The sequence below is a fragment of the Bradyrhizobium arachidis genome (genome assembly GCF_015291705.1).
Taxonomy (GTDB): domain Bacteria; phylum Pseudomonadota; class Alphaproteobacteria; order Rhizobiales; family Xanthobacteraceae; genus Bradyrhizobium; species Bradyrhizobium arachidis.
This window is the reverse complement of sequence record NZ_CP030050.1, coordinates 4,494,379-4,514,651: the sequence shown is the minus strand read 5'-3', so window position 1 is coordinate 4,514,651 and position 20,273 is coordinate 4,494,379. Positions and strand designations below refer to the sequence as shown.

General features: G+C 64.8%; 18 protein-coding genes. 8 read left to right on the top strand and 10 right to left on the bottom strand.

Annotated features, from left to right (window positions below; translation table 11 throughout):
- Positions 1-84: 84 nt before the first annotated feature.
- Complete coding sequence (locus tag WN72_RS20765) at positions 85-705, bottom strand: TetR/AcrR family transcriptional regulator (RefSeq protein ID WP_027557436.1); 621 nt, start codon at positions 703-705, stop codon at positions 85-87.
- A gap of 70 nt (positions 706-775) precedes the next feature.
- Complete coding sequence (locus tag WN72_RS20760) at positions 776-1,303, bottom strand: PaaI family thioesterase (protein WP_027557435.1); 528 nt, start codon at positions 1,301-1,303, stop codon at positions 776-778.
- A gap of 152 nt (positions 1,304-1,455) precedes the next feature.
- On the opposite strand from WN72_RS20760, the gene WN72_RS20755 reads away from it, so the two are divergent.
- The 3 genes from WN72_RS20755 (at position 1,456) to WN72_RS20745 (ending at position 5,242) form a co-directional block, all read left to right on the top strand.
- Positions 1,456-2,226, top strand: coding sequence for an enoyl-CoA hydratase (locus WN72_RS20755; RefSeq protein WP_092216749.1), 771 nt, complete (start codon positions 1,456-1,458; stop codon positions 2,224-2,226).
- Between the two features lie 297 nt (positions 2,227-2,523).
- Complete coding sequence (locus tag WN72_RS20750) at positions 2,524-3,720, top strand: acetyl-CoA C-acyltransferase (RefSeq protein WP_092216751.1); 1,197 nt, start codon at positions 2,524-2,526, stop codon at positions 3,718-3,720.
- A 226-nt stretch (positions 3,721-3,946) separates the two neighbouring features.
- Positions 3,947-5,242 (top strand): MFS transporter, encoded by a 1,296-nt coding sequence (locus WN72_RS20745; RefSeq protein WP_027557432.1) that lies wholly within the window; start codon positions 3,947-3,949, stop codon positions 5,240-5,242.
- On the opposite strand, the gene WN72_RS20740 is transcribed toward WN72_RS20745, so the two are convergent.
- From WN72_RS20740 to WN72_RS20730, 3 genes are all read right to left on the bottom strand, one after another.
- Complete coding sequence (locus WN72_RS20740; protein WP_092216752.1) at positions 5,239-6,636, bottom strand: carbohydrate porin; 1,398 nt, start codon at positions 6,634-6,636, stop codon at positions 5,239-5,241. The two genes, WN72_RS20745 and WN72_RS20740, sit on opposite strands and share 4 nt — an antisense overlap.
- A 6-nt stretch (positions 6,637-6,642) precedes the next feature.
- Complete coding sequence (locus tag WN72_RS20735) at positions 6,643-7,662, bottom strand: transporter (RefSeq protein ID WP_092216753.1); 1,020 nt, start codon at positions 7,660-7,662, stop codon at positions 6,643-6,645.
- Positions 7,663-7,775: 113 nt separating this feature from the next.
- Positions 7,776-8,555, bottom strand: coding sequence for an acetoacetate decarboxylase (locus WN72_RS20730; protein ID WP_092216773.1), 780 nt, complete (start codon positions 8,553-8,555; stop codon positions 7,776-7,778).
- Positions 8,556-8,785: 230 nt separating this feature from the next.
- On the opposite strand from WN72_RS20730, the gene WN72_RS20725 reads away from it, so the two are divergent.
- The 3 genes from WN72_RS20725 (at position 8,786) to WN72_RS20715 (ending at position 11,385) form a co-directional block, all read left to right on the top strand.
- Positions 8,786-9,961: a patatin-like phospholipase family protein gene (locus tag WN72_RS20725; protein WP_092216754.1), complete on the top strand. Its 1,176-nt coding sequence runs from the start codon at positions 8,786-8,788 to the stop codon at positions 9,959-9,961.
- Positions 9,962-10,444: 483 nt separating this feature from the next.
- Positions 10,445-10,876, top strand: coding sequence for a YybH family protein (locus tag WN72_RS20720; protein ID WP_027557427.1), 432 nt, complete (start codon positions 10,445-10,447; stop codon positions 10,874-10,876).
- 233 nt (positions 10,877-11,109) lie between these two features.
- Complete coding sequence (locus WN72_RS20715; RefSeq protein WP_092216755.1) at positions 11,110-11,385, top strand: DUF3303 domain-containing protein; 276 nt, start codon at positions 11,110-11,112, stop codon at positions 11,383-11,385.
- Positions 11,386-12,033: 648 nt separating this feature from the next.
- Here WN72_RS20715 and WN72_RS20710 read toward each other — a convergent pair.
- From WN72_RS20710 to WN72_RS20700, 3 genes are read right to left on the bottom strand one after another with little or no spacing between them, the layout of a single operon-like run.
- Positions 12,034-13,029, bottom strand: a complete 996-nt coding sequence (locus WN72_RS20710) for a Bug family tripartite tricarboxylate transporter substrate binding protein (protein ID WP_092216756.1) — start codon at positions 13,027-13,029, stop codon at positions 12,034-12,036.
- Between the two features lie 48 nt (positions 13,030-13,077).
- Positions 13,078-14,292 carry a CaiB/BaiF CoA transferase family protein gene (locus WN72_RS20705; protein ID WP_092216757.1) on the bottom strand — a complete coding sequence of 405 codons (1,215 nt, stop codon included), beginning with the start codon at positions 14,290-14,292 and terminating at the stop codon, positions 13,078-13,080.
- Positions 14,289-15,248, bottom strand: coding sequence for a hydroxymethylglutaryl-CoA lyase (locus WN72_RS20700; RefSeq protein WP_092216758.1), 960 nt, complete (start codon positions 15,246-15,248; stop codon positions 14,289-14,291). The genes WN72_RS20705 and WN72_RS20700 overlap by 4 nt, the downstream gene beginning before the upstream one ends.
- A 124-nt stretch (positions 15,249-15,372) precedes the next feature.
- Between WN72_RS20700 and WN72_RS20695 the strand changes: the two genes are divergently transcribed.
- Together WN72_RS20695 and WN72_RS20690 are read left to right on the top strand one after the other, a co-directional pair.
- Positions 15,373-16,335 (top strand): LysR family transcriptional regulator, encoded by a 963-nt coding sequence (locus tag WN72_RS20695; protein WP_092216759.1) that lies wholly within the window; start codon positions 15,373-15,375, stop codon positions 16,333-16,335.
- A gap of 141 nt (positions 16,336-16,476) precedes the next feature.
- On the top strand, positions 16,477-17,850 hold the full coding sequence (locus WN72_RS20690; protein WP_092216760.1) for an aldehyde dehydrogenase family protein: 1,374 nt from the start codon (positions 16,477-16,479) through the stop codon (positions 17,848-17,850).
- 313 nt (positions 17,851-18,163) lie between these two features.
- On the opposite strand, the gene WN72_RS20685 is transcribed toward WN72_RS20690, so the two are convergent.
- Together WN72_RS20685 and WN72_RS20680 are read right to left on the bottom strand one after the other, a co-directional pair.
- On the bottom strand, positions 18,164-18,658 hold the full coding sequence (locus WN72_RS20685) for a hypothetical protein (RefSeq protein ID WP_092216761.1): 495 nt from the start codon (positions 18,656-18,658) through the stop codon (positions 18,164-18,166).
- Positions 18,659-18,776: 118 nt separating this feature from the next.
- Positions 18,777-20,231, bottom strand: coding sequence for a type II and III secretion system protein family protein (locus WN72_RS20680; protein WP_027557420.1), 1,455 nt, complete (start codon positions 20,229-20,231; stop codon positions 18,777-18,779).
- Positions 20,232-20,273 lie beyond the last annotated feature (42 nt).

Below are 20,273 nucleotides of genomic sequence, written 5' to 3'. Positions count from 1 at the left end.
GCAAAGCGCCGTGCCCACCATCTCTCTCCGACAATGACGAAGTCGTGGGCACGCTTCGCTTTGCCCACCCTACGGCATCTCGGCCTAGCTCTGCTTCGCTTTCTTCGGCGCCGTCACCTTCGGCTCGCGCTTCGCGCCCTCGAGCGCGCTGTCCTTGCCCGCCTTCAGCACCTCGTCCGACAGTTCGCTGGAGCCGGCGATGCGCGCCAGCAGCATGGTGCCCGCCATCGTCGCCAGCGTCGCGATCGCCTGCTTGCGCGCTGCCTTGCGCGGCTGGTTCTGGATGTAGCTGGTCATCATCTCGATCATCTCATCGAGCTTGCCGGCGAAGGCTTTGCGCGTCTTCGGGCTCTCACGGGCGATCTCGGCGCCGAGCGCGGGGATCGAGCAGCCATGGCCGGGATTGTCGCGATGCAGCGCGGAGAGATAGGTCTCGACGATCTGGGCCAGTTGCTTCTCCGGCGCGGCCTGATCGGACTGCTTGCGCCAATGCTCCATCGAGCGGTCCATGGCATAGGCGAAGGCCTCGATCACCAGCGCCTCGCGGGAGTCGAAATGCGCGTAGAAGCCGCCATGGGTCAGGCCCGCCTCCTTCATGAGATCGGCGACGCCGATGCCATGGGCGCCCTTCTCGCGCAGCCGCACCGAGGCCTTCTTCACGATCCGGTCGTGGGTTTCCTGCTTGTGTTCCCGGGAATAGCGCATGCGGATCTCATTGGATGTCGAAGATCATCTCATAACACAGAAATGAACCAGGCGGTGCATTAATTCGTGTTTAGACATTCCCGATCATCGAAAAGGTTGCAGTCGCATGGACCGCGAGCGCGCCCTTGCCGTCGCGCACAAAACCCTCGGTGTAGCTGGTCTGGCGGCCCAGCTTGATGATCTTGCCTTCGGCCGAGATCAGCCCGGACCGGACCGACAGCGGGCGGAGGAACGTCATCTTCAGGTCGAGGGTCACGGACGATTGGCCAGCCTCCAGACGTGTCGAAATGGCGCAGCCCATGGCGGTGTCGATCAGCGCCGCCGCCGTCGCGCCATGCAGCAGCCCGATGGTATTTTCCAGATCCTCGCGCGGCTCCAGTTCCATGACGATCCGCCCCGGTTCGACCACGGCCATGACGAAGCCGATCAGCTTTGCGAAGGGCGGCGGCGGCAGCCGGCCATCACGGATGCCCAGCATGGCGTCCATGCCGGACAGCCCCATCGCCACTTTCGCAACCGGCGCCGGCACCTGCCAGTCCACCACGCGCTCGCGCCGCTGCGCCGGCGAAAACAGGTCGAGTTGCTCAAGTTCGGTCATGGCGGCCTCTTTGAATGATGCACGTCATACTATGCCACGGACTTCGCACTGGCAACTCTGCCCTGCCCGCTTGACAAGAAGGGCGTTTCGGCCCGGAAGTGATGCCGACGTGCGCGCCTCGCGCCTGTCCACGAAACCTTCGAGATGCCAAGATGGAAATGCTCAACAATCACTGCGGCGTGACGCGCGATGCGCGCGGCGTCGTTCATGTCGCGATCTGCAACGCCGGCTCGCTCAACATCCTGGGCTCGCCCGTGACCGACGCGGTGCACGAAGGCCTGCAGCAGCTCTCGTCCGACCGCAGCATCCGCGTCCTGGTCCTGCGCGGCCAGAGCGAGAAGAGCATGATCGGGGGCGCCGACATCAAGGAGATGGCCAAGCTCGACCAGAAGTCAGCCGAGGCCTTCATCAGCCGCCTGCGCGATCTGTGCGAGGCTGTGCGCCAGTTCCCCGCCCCCGTGATTGCGCGGATGCCCGGCTGGTGCCTCGGTGGCGGGCTCGAGGTCGCAGCCGCCTGCGACTTCCGCATCTCCGCGCATGATGCGCATTTCGGCATGCCGGAGGTGCGCGTCGGCATCCCCTCGGTGATCCACGCGGCGCTGTTGCCGCGCCTGATCGGCTGGGCCCGCGCGCGCTGGCTGGTGATGACGGCGGAGAACATCGACGCGCCAACCGCGCTGGCGTGGGGGCTAATTGATAAGGTCGCACCGGAAGGTGGGCTGGACGCCGCCGTGGAGCACCTGGTGAATGCCCTGCTCGAATGCGGCCCGGAGGCGCTGCGCTCGCAGAAGGCGCTGCTGCGGCAATGGGAGGAATTGCCGCTGACGGAATCGGTGAATTTGAGCGTCAAGGTCTTTGGTGAGTCGTTCCTGACGGACGAGCCGACGCGGCTGATGCAGGCGTTTGTCGACCGGAAGCGGTAGGTTTTCCTGCGGTAGTGAGCCGTCACCGCTCCAAAGGCGGTGTCATGCCCCGCGAAGGCGGGGCATCCAGTACGCCGCGGCCCGTCGGCTCAATCACGACTGCCTCGGAGTACTGGATCGCCCGCCTTCGCGGGCGATGACGGCGGTATGCGGAACGACCACCGCGCCCCACTCCCCAATCGAACGACCAAATCTCATCCGACCCACGACATTTTCTCATCCCTCGCGCGGTTGCATTTTTTGCGTCGCATCATATGATGGTCATAATCTTATTCATCATCGCCAGGGAGTTTTGTCATGGCCGAAGCCGCCGATCCCGTCGTCATCGTCTCCGCCGCCCGCACCCCGCTCGGCCGCTTCATGGGCGAGCTGTCGCCGCTTGCCGCGCACAAGCTCGGCTCGCATGTGATTGGCGCCGCGCTGGAGCGCGCCAAGCTTGCGCCGGAGAAGGTCGATGAGGTCTTCATGGGCTGCGTCCTGCCGGCCGGTCAGGGCCAGGCGCCGGCGCGGCAGGCCGCGCGTGCAGCCGGTCTGCCCGATGCCACCGGCGCCACCACCGTGAACAAGGTCTGCGGCTCCGGCATGAAGGCGACCATGCTGGCGCACGACATCATTCGCGCCGGCTCGGCCGAGATCGTCGTCTCCGGCGGCATGGAGAGCATGAGCAACGCGCCCTATCTCCTCGCCAAGGCCCGCGGCGGCTATCGCGCGGGGCACGACCGCATCATCGACCACATGATGATGGATGGCCTCGAAGACGCCTACGAGACCGGCCGCTCCATGGGCGATTTCGGCGAAGCCACCGCCGAGGCCTACCAGTTCACCCGCAAGGACCAGGACGCCTATGCGATGGAGACGCTCAGCCGCGCCCGCAAGGCGGTCGAGGGCGGCGCCTTCAAGGCCGAGATCGCGCCGATCACGCTGGCCGAGAAGGCCGGCCCGCGCATCATCGCCAACGACGAGCATCCGCTGAAGGTCGATCCGGCAAAAATCCCCGGGCTGAAGGCGGCGTTCCGCGCCAACGGCACGATCACGCCGGCCGCCTCCTCCGCCAATGCCGACGGCGCCGCCGCGCTGGTGCTGACCAAGCGCTCGCTGGCCGATCGCAATGGCCTGCCTGCCATCGCCGAGATCAAGGGCCACGCTACCCACAGCCAGGAACCGCAATGGTTCACCACCGCGCCGATCCCGGCGATCCGCAAGTTGCTCGAGAAGGTCGGCTGGGCTGCCTCCGACGTCGACCTGTTCGAGATCAACGAGGCCTTCGCCGTGGTGGCAATGGCGGCGCAGCGCGACCTCGGCATTCCCCGCGACAAGCTCAACATCAACGGCGGCGCGTGCGCGCTCGGCCATCCCATCGGCGCCACTGGCGCGCGGCTGATCGTGACGCTGCTGCATGCGCTCGAGGCCAACAATCTCAAGCGCGGCGTCGCGGCGCTCTGCATCGGTGGCGGCGAAGCCACCGCGATCGCGGTGGAGCGGCTGACGCACTAAAGCGCGATGAGATCAGGATGAATCGTCGCGCTTTAGGTTATGGTTTGAGCATGATCTTTTCGGAAAACCGCTGCGCACTTTTCCGGATCATGCTCTAACGCCTGATGTCCTGAATCTCCGATGTCCTGAATTGAGGGAAGTCTGTCATTTCAGACTTCCCTCTTCCGTGCCAGACTGCAACGATGACGCAGGTCTCCCAAAGCCTGCCAACCAAGATTGAGGCCCAATGATCTCGAACTGGCTCGCGGCGGCACTCGGCCGCCGCAACATCCACTACGGCTGGGTGATGGTCGGCGTCACCTTCCTCACCGCGCTGATCAGCGCCGGCACGGTCGGTGCGCCCGGCGTGTTCATCGTCCCGCTTCAGAAGGAATTCGGCTGGAGCACGGCGGAGATCTCCTCCGCGCTGTCGATCCGCTTCATCCTGTTCGGGCTGATGGCGCCGTTCGCGGCGGCGCTGCTCAACCGCTACGGCCTGCGCAACGTCACGCTGGCGGCGCAGCTGATCGTGGTCTCGGCGCTGGTCGCTTCGCTCGGCATGACGCAGGTCTGGCAGCTGATCGCGCTGTGGGGCGTCGTGATCGGCATCGGCACCGGCATGACCGCGCTGGTGCTGGGCGCCACCATCGCAACGCGCTGGTTTGCAGCAAGACGTGGCCTCGTCGTCGGCATCATGACCGCGAGCGTCGCCACCGGCCAGCTCGTGTTCCTGCCGTTGCTGGCAAGCCTCACCGAACGCTACGGCTGGCGGCTTGCGCTCGGCTTCGTCTGCATCGCGCTCGGCGTCTCCGCCCTCGCCGTGCTGCTCGCGATGCGCGATCGGCCGAGCGACGTGGGCCTGCGCCCGTTCGGCGACGAAGGCACGGCACCCCTGCCCGCCCCGCCGGTCAACCACGGCTCGATCACGGGCGTGGCGCTCGGCACGCTGCGCGATGCCTCGAAGTCGAGTGCATTCTGGATCCTGTTCGCGACCTTCTTTGTCTGCGGCGCCTCCACCAACGGCCTCGTCCAGGTGCACCTGATCCCGATGTGCCTCGATTTCGGCATCCCGCAGGTGCAGGCGGCGAGCCTGCTGGCTGCGATGGGCATCTTCGACTTCTTCGGCACCATCATGTCGGGCTGGCTCTCGGACCGCTACGACAACCGCTATCTGCTGTTCTGGTATTACGGCCTGCGCGGGCTCTCGCTGATCTTCCTCCCCTTCAGCGATTTCTCGTTCTACGGCCTGTCCGTCTTCGCGATGTTCTATGGGCTCGACTGGATCGCGACGGTGCCGCCGACGGTGCGTCTCACGGCGCAGAAGTTCGGACCCGAGCGCGCCAATCTGGTGTTCGGCTGGATCTTTGCCGGTCACCAGCTCGGCGCCGGCACCGCTGCGTTCGGCGCCGGCTTCTCGCGGACGGTCTATCAGAGCTATCTGCCTGCGTTCTTCATCGCCGGCGCGCTCTGCGTGTTCGCTTCGCTGATCGTGCTGGCGCTGTCGCGGCAACCGAAGGCCGAGCCGAAGCCCGCGATGGCCTAGTACCTGATCGTGGTGGTGACGCCGAACACTGCGGCGTCACCGATCCGCGAGAGGCCGGTCGGATCGTTCGGATTCGGGATGCCACCGGAGGGGCGCCACACGTACTGGAAGTAAGGTGCAATCAGCCAGCCCGGCTTGATGTGCGCCTCGTAGATCATCTCGAGCAGGGTCTCGTTGCTGCGCACCGGCCCCGCAACGCCGGTGTAGAAATTCGTATCGACATCGAGATTGCGCGCGGTGTTCGAGATCCGCATATAGGCCATCGCCACGCCGAAGCGGTCGAGCGGACGGCCCGGCGTGAAGCCGACGAAGCCGATGCCGCCGTCGAGATAGAGATCGATCAGGTTGCGGTCCGGCGGGCTGTAGGCGATGCGGCCGAACGCGGTGACACCCGGGAGCGAGGCCGAGGTCGTGTTGTCCTTGACCTCCGGTGGGCGGTAGAGCACCTGCTCGATGACGGCGAAGATGCCGTAATTGCCGCGGAGCCTTGCCGGAATGCCGCTGCCATCTGGGTCGGCGATCGACTGCCCTTCCACCGTGAAGCGCTGGCTGTCGAACGAACCATAATGCTTCCACGCGCCCGGCGTGAAATTGCCGGCAAGCGGACGCCCGCCGATATCGATGTCGTAGTTGAAGCGCACCTGCCCGATCACCCAGGGCGGATCGTTGACGCGGAAGGCAAGGCCGTGATGATCGCGCAGCTGCGGATCCTGATCGCCCGGGCCGGACGGATCGCCGTTGAAGACCGCGCCGAACAGCGTGACCTGGTCCGACAGCGTGGCCTTGACGCGGATGCCGGGCACCGCGATCGGCGGCGCCGGGCCGCCGGCCGGAAGGTTGCTCGCCTTGATCGCCGGCCAGCCGAAGGTGCCGTTGATGAAGAGGTCGTCGGTCTGGCTGTCGAAGAACTCGACGTCGGCGGCCTGCTGACCGGCCCTAATGTTGAGGCGGTCGTTGAAAAAACTCTGCTCGAAATAGGCGTTGTAGAGCCGCTGGTCCGGCAGCGCCTCGATCTCGCTGATGGTCGCGAGATTCACCACGTAGTTGCGCGAGAGCCCCTGGCCGTAGATCACGAAGCCGTTGGCGTAGAAGCGGCCGCCGGTCCAGCCGACCAGCTTGTCGAGATCGGCATCGACCGACAGGTCGAGGCGGCCGAAATGGATGGCGCCGCGCTTCACGCCGCCGGAGACGTTGGCAATGTTGTCCGCGATGTAGGTGGCGCCGAAGTTGAGGCCCTTGTTGGCGAGACCGTCATGCCACTCGTTGAACCATTTCGGAAACAGCCATTCGGCCGCGCTCTCGTCCTTGGCGCCGGCGAACGCGTCCGTGCTCGCCAGGGCGAGCGCAATGGCGGCGACGCCTTGCAGCAGCAATCTGTGGGCAGTCCCGATCACGGCAGGCTATTTTTTGAAGATGCCTGTGCGCCGCATGAACAGATAGGCCGCACCGACCGAGCAGATCATCATCGCCGCAGCCCAGAGAAACCCCTCTTCGACATCGGTGAGCGGCAGGCCCTTGGTGTTCATGCCGAAGATGCCGGTAATCAGCGTCGGCGGCAGCAATAGCGAGGTCACGATCGAGAGCGTGTGGAGGTGGCGGTTGCTCTCCTCCTCGTTCTTGAAGCGCAGCTCCTCCTCGAGCAGGCGGCTGCGTTCGCGCAGCTCGACGATGTCGTGGTCGAGGCCGTCGAGCCGCTGCGCCAGCTTGCCGGCATGGATGCGCAGCGCGGGTGCGAGGTGGTCGGTGTTCTTCTGGTCGAGGCGGTGGAACAGCACGCGCAATCCGGTGAGCTGGCGATGCAGCCTGACGCAGGTCCGGCGCAGCCGGCCGAGATTGCGGCGCATGTCCGATTTAACATCGTCCGCGAGGATCTTTTCCTCGATGTCGTCGATCTCCTGGCCGAGCTTGTCGGCCATCCGGTCGAGCGTGTCGGCAACCTCGTCGACGATCTTTTCCAGGAGATGGGCGACGTTGTCGACGCGGTAGCCGCCTTCGAGCACGCGGCGCGTCGCGTCCGCCGAGCACAGCGCCTGATGACGGCCGGAGACCAAGAGATGCTCGGTCATGGCAAAGCGCAGGAACGCGGTTTCCTCCGTCGCGCTGTCGATCTCGCGCACGAGGTCGGAGAACACGCCGTAGACGCAATGGTCGATGACGTGGAGCTGCTGGAACGTGTCGTTCGACAGCAGCAGCTCGCGCGCGAGCGGCGGCAGCGGCGATGCCGCGATCCACGGCCGCACGCGACCATCTGTCAGGTTGAAATGCAGCCAGAGCCGGCCATCATGGCTGGACTCGATCGGCTGGTCGATCGGCAGCGCCTCGGCGCTGCCGTCGGCGTGCAGGCGAAACGCCCAGACCAGGCCCGGAATGGCCGGCTCGGTGTTCTCTATCGCGCTGACAAGCTTTGCCGGCTCAGCCATGGCCAACCCCAACCGTCAACAGATGCCCCGCTCCGGAAGATGGCTGACGGCATCTTCCGGACCCACGGGTACTCAATTACGGCTTTGTTACAGTTTGATGATAGCGAGCCGCCCTACTCGGCGGCCAGCCCGGTCGCGGCGGCTTCGGCTTCCTTGACGTAGTCGTGCACGACGCGGCCGAACGGCAGCGTCAGGTCGGCGATGTAATGGTGCGCGCCGAGGCAGCGGCGAACCGGGAAGTCGGCGACCGGCGCATTGACATGCGGCACCAGATGCAGCCGGCCGGGTCCCATCCAGGAGCCCTTCGGCACGATGTCGATCAGGTTAATCGCAACGAGCTGGCAGACTTCGAGCCGGCCGTCGACGCCGGGGATCATCTTCAGATTAACTTGCGTCTTCGACAGCGTGGCGCGGGTAAGATCGCCGTTGCCGGCCATGCTCTCGTGCTTGTAGCCCATCGTGCCCATGGCGACGAGCTGGCCGGCATATTCCAGCGTGCCGGTCAGCGTGTCCTTGACGATCTCGAGCTTGGGATGGGCGTACTTCTTGGGAAAGCCCCAGATCTCGCGGCCGGCGGCGATCGGCGGATCATCGTCCAGATACATCTGCGAGACGAAGTTGACCTCCTCGCCGTTGAGGCGCGCGGGGATGACGAGGCCGGACTCGGTGTAGCTGCCGAACCCGGAGGAGTCCGGCATCTTGATCCATTCGTAATGCACGATCGGCTGGTCGATCGGCTCCAGCGGCTCAGGCAGACCGGCGCGGATCAGGTCCGGATCGGTCTCGTAGGTGATGACCAGAAATTCGCGATTGACGAAGCGGTACGGGCCGGCCGGATAGCTCGGTCCCGCGGCCGGCATCGACGGAAGTCTCAGCACGTCTTCCCTGCGCATCTTGATCTCCTGTGTGATGCCTCTGTGACGTCCGCGCGCCGGTTCGCGGATATTATGCAAATTGCTAGCCGCCGTCATTGACTGCGATGTGAAGGATTTCCGTCAGCCGCGCGACCTGCCGCCATTCCCGCTGCGGCCAGCATGCATGCGGACGATGCATCGGCGCCGCAATTGTCATCAGGTCGTCACCACCGGACGCAATCGTTTGGAATAGGCAGGAGGCATCGCCCATGGACGCCCGTACGTCGCAACCGACACATTCGACCCACCAGCCCCCTTCGCGCGGCTGGCGGCCCGAGCGCTGCGACCGCGTCGCGCTGGTGCTGCAAGGCGGCGGCGCACTCGGTGCCTACCAGGCCGGCGTCTACCAGGCGCTGCACGAGGCCGGCATCGAGCCCGACTGGGTCTGCGGCGTTTCGATCGGTGCAATCAATTCCGCCATCATCGCCGGCAACAAGCCGGAGAAGCGGCTGGAGGCGCTGCGCATCTTCTGGGAGCGCATCACCAACCGCAAGATCTGGCACTACACCCCCGATGGCGACGTCTTCCGCCAATGGCGCAATCTCTACAGCGCCTGGATGACGTCGGCGATGGGTCAGCCCGGCTTCTTCACCCCGCACCAGGTCAATCCCTGGTTCAGCCCGGTCGGCGCCAGGACCGCGACCAGCTATTACGACACGATGCCGCTGAAGGAGAGCCTGCTCGAGCTCGTCGACTTCGACCTCATCAACGAGAAGAAGGTCCGCTTCGCGGTCGGCGCGGTCAACGTGCTCTCCGGCAACTTCATCTATTTCGACAACGCCCATGACGAGATTGAGCCGGAGCACATCATGGCCTCCGGCGCCCTGCCCCCGGCGCTGCCGATGGTGCGGATCGGCACCGATCATTTCTGGGACGGCGGCATCGTCTCCAATACGCCGCTGCAGCATCTGCTCGACCAGGAGGACGCGCTCAACTCGCTGGTGTTCCAAGTCGACCTGTTCAGCGCCCGCGGCGTGCTGCCGCGCTCGATCCAGGACGTGATGGCCCGCCACAAGGACATCATGTATTCCTCGCGCACGCGCCACAACACCGACGTCTACCGCCGCACCCACAATCTCAAGGTCCTGCTCTACAAGGCCCTGGCGAAGATCCCGGACGAGCAGCTGTCCGACGAGGACCGCCAGCTCAAGGCGAGCCTGCGCAACATGCCAGAGATCGCGATCCTGCATCTGATCTACCAGCAGAAGGCCTATGAGGGCGACGCCAAGGACCACGAGTTCTCGGGCACCTCGATGCGCGAGCACTGGACCTCTGGCTACGAGGACACCAAGCGCACCCTGAAGCGCCGCGACTGGATCAAGATGCCCGAGGAAGGCATGGGCCTCGTGGTGCACGACGTGCACCGGGAGACGGAGAGCGCGTGAAGAGCGCACCTCGCACGAGGCGCCCCAAACAAAAACTTCAAAAACAACCCCATGCACAGTAGCCAGGCATGGCGGATCAATGACTTGCCCGTTCCGCAAGCGGATTTGACACGTCGGGCAAAACACCGGCATATTGGCATCATCGCAGGACTGCGCGGGACGCCTCTGCCCAGGCTTCAACGGACACGTCGCGGCGTATCATCGCGCGACGCGCAAACACCGGGCTCATGCACCAAAGATCGGTAAGCTGCGCTAGGTCCTAGCGGCACGCCAGCGAAGCCTTGGGCCTCAAACTCACTGCAACCCTCACGCACTGCGCCGGTCGCGACCGCCTGCAATCTCCGCTGCGCAGCTTCGTCAATGGTGCTGACGGTAATTCCCCGGAATTGCCGTTGCGCCTGCCCCGGTCTGGGATGCGTCATTCAACGCATCCACTTCGAGACAGACGGCTGCCCGCAGCCGCATCGTACATGGGGTCTGGAGATGATCATGCGCAACATAGCGTCAGTGATGACAATCGTGATCTCGTTGAGCGCGCCGGCTTTGGCCCAGAAGGCCGAGATTGACGCGAACAATGCGAAATGGATCGAACTGTTCAACAAGGGCGATTTTGCCGGGATTGCGTCCCTCTACACCGCCGACGCGATCGCATTCCCGCCCGGCTCCGCGATGGTGCAGGGCCGAACAGCCATCGAGGCCATGTGGAAAGGCATGGCAGAACAAGCGACCGATCCGAAGCTCACAACGGTGGATGTCAAACCGCTTGGGCCTTCCGCGGCACGCGAGATCGGCACGTTCGTCCTGAAGACAAAGGGATCGGCACCGCAGGAAATCACCGGCAAATATGTCGTTGTGTGGGAGAAAGTCGGAGACGACTGGAAGCTCGCCACCGACATCTGGAACGATGGCAAATAGCCGTCTTACGCTTTGCAGGTCCGCTCTGCGCCGCAAGGCATGACAACCTACTGCGAATGTTCGACTGCGATTGCCGTGCGCCGGAAGGATCGCGGCCGTGCCCGGGGATGGCGCGTTGGATCAAAACCGGCGCACCTATTCTTTCGCCGTTGTCATTCGAGACGCCGGCGCTATCGTGCGTATGCGGCACAGCCGCGACATTCATCCGATAATTCTAGTGATGGGAGAATCGCATGAAATTCATAACCACCTGGAGCGTACCCCAAGGCACCTTCAATGCAGCCGTCGCCCGCTTTCTGGAGACCGGAGGCGCGCCACCCGAGGGCGTCAAGATGCTGGGGCGTTGGCATGGCATGAATGGACAGGGATTTGCGATCTCTGAATCGAGTGATCCAAAAGCCATGTATCGTTGGCTCACGCAATGGTCTGACCTGCTCCCATTGACCGTTACGCCTTGCCTCGAGGACGGAGACGCGGGCGAGGTGATGGCGTCGCTCCCCAAACGGTGACCACAAGCGTTGATCATCGATGCACACGTCGCTGCCGCCGCCGAAACCGGCGGTAGTGACGTGCTCGCCAGTGACGACGTCTCAGGACATCATGACCGGGCTTATTGTGTGCTGATGGATAGCGCGTTCCTTCGCAACCGGCTGCAAGTCCCGGGCGTTCGTCGTTGCCCGTCGCCACTCACTTAGGGATGCTCGTTCGCTCCCCTCGGTGAAATAGATGACCCTTGACGATCATTGTGAATGTAACTGCGATGCATAACCAGAGCAGCAGGCTCACCGCCCCGCCGATGAGCAGGCCACGAAAGACGCGTATCCCGTCATCCTCGTCAACGTGCTTCGGGTGCTTGTGACGCGTATGGCGATCGCGTATCGGATCGATTTCACCCATCCGCAATGCAAGGATCGTCCGGTCAAGCACTTCAAGAGGGAATTCTGCCTACCTCCTTCGAGGTACCTCATTCCCGCGATGACAAATGTCGCCCGCTTCACGCGGCCACGGCGAAATTGCGCTCGCGCGGCGCTTCGAACGCCGGCAGCGCGGTCATGTCGTGGAGAAAGACGCGGTCCAGCGTCAGCAGGTCCCGCGTCCCCATAGGTCCTCGCCGTATGGGATTGCCAGATCTTCTCGAACAGCGTTCGCGGCGTGCCCTACTCGCCTGTGATGCCAAGCGCGCGGACAAGCTCGCCCCGCGCCTTGTAGTCGATGTCGATCTGGCGCTTGAAGTCATCCTGGGTGCCGCCCATGGCGACCATGCCCTGCTTGTCGAGCCAGGTACGCATCGTCTCGGTCACCAGGATCGCGTTGATCTCCTTGTTCAGAGCCGCGATCACCGGCGCGGGCGCCTGCTTCGGCAGCATCAGCCCGATATAGCTGATGATCTTGAAGCCGGGATAGGTCTCGCTGATGGCCGGCACGTCCGGCAACGACGGATAGCGCTGCTCCGACGTGACACCAAGCAGCTTGATCTGGCCAGCGGTTGCCAGCGGCTCCACGGCCGTCGGTGCGCCGAAGATCAGCGGTATCTGCCCGGCCAGGAGGTCGCTCACGGAGGCCGCCGTTCCCTTATAGGGAATGTGGGTCATGGTGAAGCCGCCGGACTTCTGCAGCATCTCACCGGCGAGGCGATGCGGCGTCGACGCGCCGGCGCTGCCAAAGCTCAGCGCTTGCGGCTTCTGCTTGCCGAAAGCGACGAGCTCGGCGACGGAATTGGCCGGCACATCCTTCGCCGCGGCCAGCAACAGCGGTGACCAGGCGACGCTGACGACCGGCTCCATCGCTCTCGAAAGATCAAAATGGTTGCTGGTGGCGAGGTGCGGATCGATGGTGAGCATCGCATCCGTCACCATCAGCACCGTGTATCCATCCGGCTCCGCCCGCGCCGCCGCCTGCGCGGCGATCATGCCGTTGGCACCGGTCTTGTTCTCGATGACGACGGAGATCTTGAAGGTGTCGCCGAGCTGCTTGCCGATGATCCGCGCAAGCGCATCAGCCTGTCCGCCCGCGGAATAGCCGACCAGCATCGTGATCGTCCGCGCGGGATAGGCTTGTGCCCTTGCGGGCTCAACCATCGCAACCAGCCCAAGCAGCGCGATCGCGCTTGCCGGAATACGCGCCTTCCGTTGAAGCAGCATACGGGACATCATGATCCCTTCCCTCCCTGTTTGCAGATGGTGGCTCAGCCACTCTTCTTTTTATGCAGGCATGTTCGCGGACACGCCGAATATGCCGGCGGCGCGGAGATCGGCGATCTCGGGCGCCGAATATCCGGCCGCGCCGAGGATCTCGTCAGCGTGTTCGCCGACGCGAGGCGGCTGGCGTTCGAGGCTCGGCCGGTCGCGCGCGTCGCCGAACTCGACGGGCAGCGCCGGAATTCCAACCAGCGGCCCGCCGCCAAATCCGGCGATCGCCGTTGCCAGCAGTCCGCCATTGGCCAAGAGATGCGGATCGACCGACAGCTCATCCGGCCGTCCCACCCGCGAATACGCCACGCGGGCCGTTTCGCATTTGGCGAGAATCTCCTCGAGGGGCAGTCGCGTAATCCGCCGCTCCAGCTCGGGCAGCATCCATTCGCGCGCTTCGCATCGATTGGCGTTGCCGAGGAGCCTCGGATCGTCGCGCCAATCGCCGAAGCCGAACGCGTCGCAGAAGCGTTGCCAGTGCCCGTCGGAGGTGCATCCGATGAAGACCTGGCCGCCATCCGAGGCCGTGAAGACGTCGTACACGCCCCAGGCATTCTTGCGGGCCGGCATTGGCGGCATCGGGCCGCCGATCACGGCGCTGCCGACGACGAGCGCGCCGAGCATGAAGGTCGCGCTCTCGAACAGCGAGCTTGAGACCTTCTGGCCCATGCCGGTGAGGTCGCGTTCGCGCAGCGCCGACAAGGCCGCCACGACGCCGAAGACGCCGCCGAGGATGTCGATCACGGGCGCGCCCGCGCGCAGCGGCCGGCCGGGCGGGCCCGTCATATAGGCAAGGCCGGATTGCATCTGCACGACTTCGTCGAGCGCGCCGCGATTTTCGTAAGGGCCTTTCAGGAAGCCCTTCATCGACAGGTACACGAGCCGCGGGTTGACCTTGCGCAGATCGTCCCAGCTGCACTTCAGCCGCTCGATCGTCCCGGGTCCGAAATTCTCCAGCACAATATCGGCATCCCTGACCAGCCGATGCACGATCGCCTGCCCCTCCTCGCGCTTCAGATCGATCGCGATCGAGCGCTTGTTGCGGTTGTAGGTTGCGAAGAAGCCGGCGGCGAAGCCCGGCAACCGGCGGGTCGGGTCGCCATCGACGGGCTCGATCTTCACGACGTCGGCGCCGAGATCGGCAAACAGGACGCCCGCGCACGGCCCCATGATGGTGTGGCCGAAATCCAGCACCTTCAGTCCGGCGAGCGGCTTTGCGGAGGTCATGCGCCCGCCCTCCGCCGCAACGCTGCGAGCGTGCCCGATCGTAGCGCGGCGCTTGGCAGCCGGTGCCCGACGATCCGCTCGGCAAGACGTCCCGCCTCGATCAGCGCCTCGATGTCGAGACCGGTCGCGATGCCCATTTCCTCGCACAGCAGCGCCAGCTCTTCGGTGGCGATGTTGCCGGGCGCCCCCGGCTGGCCGGCGAACGGACAGCCGCCGAGCCCCGCCACCGCGGCATCGAACGCAGTGACGCCAAGCCGCAGCCCCTCATAGGCGCAGGCGATGCCCTGGCCGCGGGTATCGTGCAGATGCACGGCGATCCATAAGTTATCCCAGCGGTCGCGTACGGCGCCGACGGCCGCGGCGACCCGTCGTGGGGTGGCCCAGCCCATCGAATCCGCAAGCGACACCTCGCGCACCTCGATGCCGGCCTCGCGCGCGATGGCGAGACCGTCGGACACCGTCTCGACCACCTTGGCAGCCGGCACGTCCCCGCCAAAATTGCAGCCGAACGCGGCCATGATGATGATCTTGGCAATCGGTACGCCCGCCTGCCGGTGTGCGCGCACATAGTTTCGCATCGCCTCGATCTGCCCGGCGCGATCACGATTGAGATTGCGACGTGCGAACGGCTCGGAGGCGCTCAGCGAGATGAAGCCTGCAAGCGTGAGCTTTTCCTTGAACGCCAAGGCGCGCTGCAGACCGCTGTCGTTGAACCAGAGCGCCGAGTATGCGACGTCTGCACGTGGGTTGAATCCCGCCACCACCGCCTCGGCGTCGGTCCAGCCCGGCACGTGCTTGGGATTGACGAAGGAGGCAACCTGAATGCGCGAAAGACCGGTCGCCGAAAGCGCGTCGATCAAGGCGATCTTGTCCGCGGTCGCGATCGGCCCCGGCTCGATCTGAAAGCCCTCGCGCGGCCCCTCCTCGGTGATGACGATCCTGTTCGGCAGATCCATGCCGCGACGCTCCCGGAGCCGTTCTTGTGGGTTCTGGCCGGAGCTTGCCGGCGGCCGAGACATCTGACAAATATAATATGAAGATCATCGTGTTCTGATTATTAGATCGATAGGAGGACGTGCGTTGGCGCTCGGATTGCGGCAGATCAGATATTTCATCGCGATCGCCGACGCCGGCGTGCTGTCGCGGGCGGCCGAGACCCTCAACATCGCGCAGTCCGCGCTCAGCCATCACGTTGCGGCGCTCGAAGCCGATCTCGGCGTGAAGCTGCTGGAACGGCGGCCACGCGGCGTCGCCCTGACCGCGGCCGGCCGCCGTCTCTACGAACATGGCAGCGCGGTGCTTGCGAGCCTCGGCAAGGCCGAGGAGGACGTGCGGAGCTTCAACGAGGCGGCAACCGGACCGGTGAGCCTCGGCCTCAGCCACACCGCGATCTCGATGGTCGCGCTCGATCTCATGAAGGCGGTCCGCAAGCACTCCCCCGGCGTGCATCTGAGCGTCGTCGAAGCGCTGTCACCGGCGCTGATCGAGCGCGTCCTCTCCGGCACGGTCGATCTCGCGCTGGCGTACAATCCGCCGCGGGATGCCCGCCTCGACGTAGCCTGGCTGCACGAGGAAGACCTCTACCTCGTCGGGCATCCGAGCCTGATCGGCCGATCCTCCACGCCGATCGCCCTCTCCGCCATTCCGCAGAGGAGCGTGCTCGGGCTGACGCCGATTCCGGCATCGCGCGCCATCATCCAGACCCAGGTGCTGCGCAACCAGATTATCCCGAGCGAAACACTCGAGGTCGATTCGCTGTCGGCGCTGCGCATGGCGCTCGAAGCCGGCCTCGGATGCGCGATCCTGTCCCGCGCAACTGTCCTTGCGGACATCGCGGCGGAGAAATATCACGCGCGCCGCATCGTCGATCCGCCCCTCTCGCGTTCGCTTGGACTCGTGGCTCTCGCGGACCGGCCGCAGACCAAGGCCTTCCTCGAGGTTCGCAAGACCGTGACGGAGGTCGTCCGAGCGGCCGTCGACGAACGGCGATGGCCAGCAAAGACGAGCGAACGGCAAAAGCGACGGCGTGGTGCTGCGGCCTGATCGTTGATTGCGAAATCGCACGACTGATGCTCTCTCTGCCAATGCGCGAGATGGCGAGCGCCTGCGGCACCGAGCTAAACTATGGGCGCGCCACGAGGCTCCAGCGCCACGCCAAGAATACAACACGCCATGGAGACGAGAATGCTCAAAGTCGTACAGGCCTTCGACCGAAAAGAGATCGCCGAGCTCGCCAGCGACGACGCCGCAGCGCTGGAAGCGAAGTACGAGACTGCTCGAAGGGTGCTCGCGGACCGAAGGGCCTGGCTGAAACCGCATCAGCGGATCGCCATCCTCCACAAGCTCGCCGATCTCGTTGCCGAGAAGCGGCAGGATTTCGGCCTTCTGATCGCGCGCGAAGGCGGCAAGCCGCTGACGGATGCATTGATCGAGACGGATCGGGCGATCGACGGCATCCGCTCGGCGGCCGACTTTCTGCGCACCCGCGCCGGGGTCGAGATCCCCATGGGCCTGACGCCCGCGAGCGAGGCCCGGCGGGCATGGACCATCAAGGAGCCGATCGGCATCGTCGCGGCGATTTCGGCCTTCAACCATCCGCTCAACCTGATCGTTCACCAGCTCGCCCCGGCGATCGCGACCGGCTGCCCGGTGATCGTCAAGCCGGCGGGCACGACGCCGCTGTGCTGCGTGGAACTGGTGAAGCTCATTCACAAGGCGGGCATGCCGGAAGGCTGGGTTCAGACCTTCCTCCCGGAAGATCACAGCCTTCCGGAAAAATTTGCGACCGACCCGCGCGTCGCCTTCCTCAGCTTCATCGGCTCGGCGCGTGTCGGCTGGCACCTGCGATCGGTCATCACTCCCGGCGCGCGCTGCGCGCTGGAGCACGGCGGCGTCGCTCCCCTCATCATCGACCGCAGCGCCGATCTCGAGAAGATCATCGAGCCGGTCGTCAAGGGCGGATATTACCACGCCGGCCAGGTCTGCGTGTCGGTCCAGCGCATCTACGTCCATTCTGCGCTTCAGAAGGAATTCATCGACAGGATGGCGGCGCGGGTCGAGGCCCTGAAGGTGGGGGATCCAACGCTTGCCGAGACCGAAGTCGGGCCGCTGATCACGCCAAACGAGGTCGCGCGTGTCGAAAGCTGGATCGCCGAGGCAACCTCGGCCGGGACGCGCCAGATCGGCGGCGGACGGTTGAGCGAGACGACGCTCAAGCCCTCGATCCTCGTTTCACCGCCCCGCAATGCGAAGGTCTCGACGCTCGAAGTGTTCGGGCCGGTGACCTGCATCTACCCGTTCGATCACATCGACGACGCGATCGCCGAGGCCAACTCGCTGCCCGTCTCGTTCCAGTCCGCCATCTTCACGCGCGATCTCGCCTCAGCCCTGGATGCGGCAGAGCGCCTCGACGCGGCGGCGGTGATGATCAACGACCATACGGCGTTCCGCACCGACTGGATGCCTTTCGCCGGCCGCCGCGTCTCCGGACACGGTGTCGGCGGCATTCCCTACACGATGCACGAGATGACCGCGGAGAAGATGATCGTGTTCAAGTGAACGCTCGTCACCAGCGCGGACGACCGGCTCTGTCCTCCGCCGGTGTGTGGCCGCGACCTGTTCAGCAATCGGCTGTTACAAACCGGAAGGACACCGCGACTGGAGAGAGGACCGCCGCCAGGTGCTCGGGGAGTGTCAACGACCGGGTTCGAGGCGACGGTCCTCAGGCGCGAGAACTTGGGGAAATTCCAGGGCCTGAGGCGAACGATAACGGCCGCGGTGCCGCTCCGCCAAGCGGAGAAGGATTGCTGCGTATGGAGAATTGTTGCGCATGAGCAGCGATCGAGGCCGAGCGATCGAAGTCACTTCGAAATCACTTGGCCTCCTTGTTCAATTCGATTGCGACCTCCGACATCCAGGAGCCCGGCGCTTCCATCAGGAAGGACTGATGATTGCTCTTGGTCTGGATCGTCACCAGCGCGGCCACGGTGTTGCCCTCGATACGCGCCTCGATCAGGCCGTCCTTGTTGGTGCCGTAGACCTTGCCGCCCTGCCGGTATTCGCTCTCGAACCAGTTTCCGGACAGCTCCGTCCCGCTCTGTTCGATGTTCGCGGACAGAACCATCTTGTACGCATCGCTGGCGCAGCGCAGGTCAAGCGTCAACGACCGGCCCGGCTTCGTGACGTTGTAGGCGACCTTGCAGCGGACCTTCTCACGCGGGCCATCCGACGGCTTCATCGTGCCGATGCCCGACCACGCGCCGGCGAGGCTATCGAACACCGGCTCTGCGCGTAACGGGCCGATGCCGGCGAGCGCGAGGCAGGCGGCGCCAATGCCGATGCGCGCCGCCGAAAACTTGAAAAACATTCTGCCAATCCTGATCCATAAAGTCCGCCCGCGTCCTAGGCCCCGATGACCGCAGGATGTTGACGAAGATATTTAGAAATGTTGCGGAGATTGCCTGAACGTTGCCGGGCAAGGTGCGTCAATCGGTGATGAAGCCGATATCGCCGTGGTGGCCTCCCGCCGGCCCCGTTCGGCCGTAGATGCGACTGATGTTGCCGATCAGATTGGCTTGCGGGTCGCTCGCGGCGACGAAGCCGTCGTCCGGCCGCGACAGCTCTCTCGGGCTCACGGCGCGGACGAGGTAAGGCGTCACGAGAACGACGAGCTCGGTCTGATTGTTGACGAAGTCCTGGCTGCGGAACAGCGCGCCGAGCAGCGGCACCTGCATGAGACCGGGCAAGCCATTCACGGCGCGCTTCGTCTGGTCCTGAATGAGGCCCGCGATGGCCATGCTCCCGCCGGAGGGAATCTCCAGCGTGCTCTCGGCCCGGCGCGTCTTGATCGACGGGACGGTCAGGGAGTTGGTGGTCGTATCGCTCACGGCCTGGGACAGGGTTATCGAATTCTCGTTGGAGAGGTCCGACACTTCGGTGGTCAAATGCAGGCTGATGCGGCCTTCCGCCAGCACCACCGGCGTGAAGCTCAACGACATGCCGAATTTCTTGAAGCTGATTTGCGTGGTGCAGACATGGGTGGTGGGGTCGCAGGAATAGCCTGCGGGAACGGGAAACTCGCCGCCGGAGATGAAGGTCGCGGCCTCTCCCGAGATCGCCGTCAGGGTCGGCTCCGCCAGGGTGCGCACGACGCCCGCCTTCTCCATCGCCCTCAGCGTGGCCGTCGTTCCGCCGGCGGACAGCGACACGTTGTTGCCGTCGACAAGGTTCTTGCCATAGGCCGTGAAGGGATTGGCGTTCGTCAGGCTGACGACCGACGTGCCCGAACTGAGGCTCGTGCTGAGATCGACGCCAAGCTGCTTCACGATCTCGCGCGAGACCTCGGCAACCGTCACCTTCAGCATCACCTGGTCGCGCCCCCGGACCGTAATCGAGTTGACGACCTTGTCAGCCCCGCCCGTGAGGCGCGCGGCGATGTCGTTGGCCTGCTGGGCTTCGAGGGGCGTCGCGGCGATGCCGGTCAAGATGACCCCATCGCCGACGCCGTCGATCTGGATGTAGGCCGCCGGAAGCGCCTGCTTCAGCGCGGCGCGGACACCGTTCAGGTCGCGCTTGACGGCAATGTCATAGGCAACGATCGGCTGGCCGGCCGCATCGAAGAACACCACGTTCGTCTGCCCGACAGCCGCGCCGATGATGTAGGCGCGCTGCGCCGATCGCAGCACGACGTTGGCGATCTTGGGGTCGGCGACCAGCACATCCTTCGTATCGCGCGAAAGATCGATCACGAAAGACTTTCCGACGCCAAGGGACATGAACTTCGCATCTAGCTGGCCGGCCGCCTCTCCTCGCCTCGGCGGTCGGTCGTCTGCCGCCCCGGCCGCAGACGACAGTCCGCAGCAAGCGGCGGCCAGGACAAGCAGTGCCGAAAGCCGGTGCCGGGAAACACGCGGCGATGGCCTGGCGCCAAACGTAACCATTGTCCTCAACGTCGTGTCTCCTGAAAGACGCCACGGGGCCCT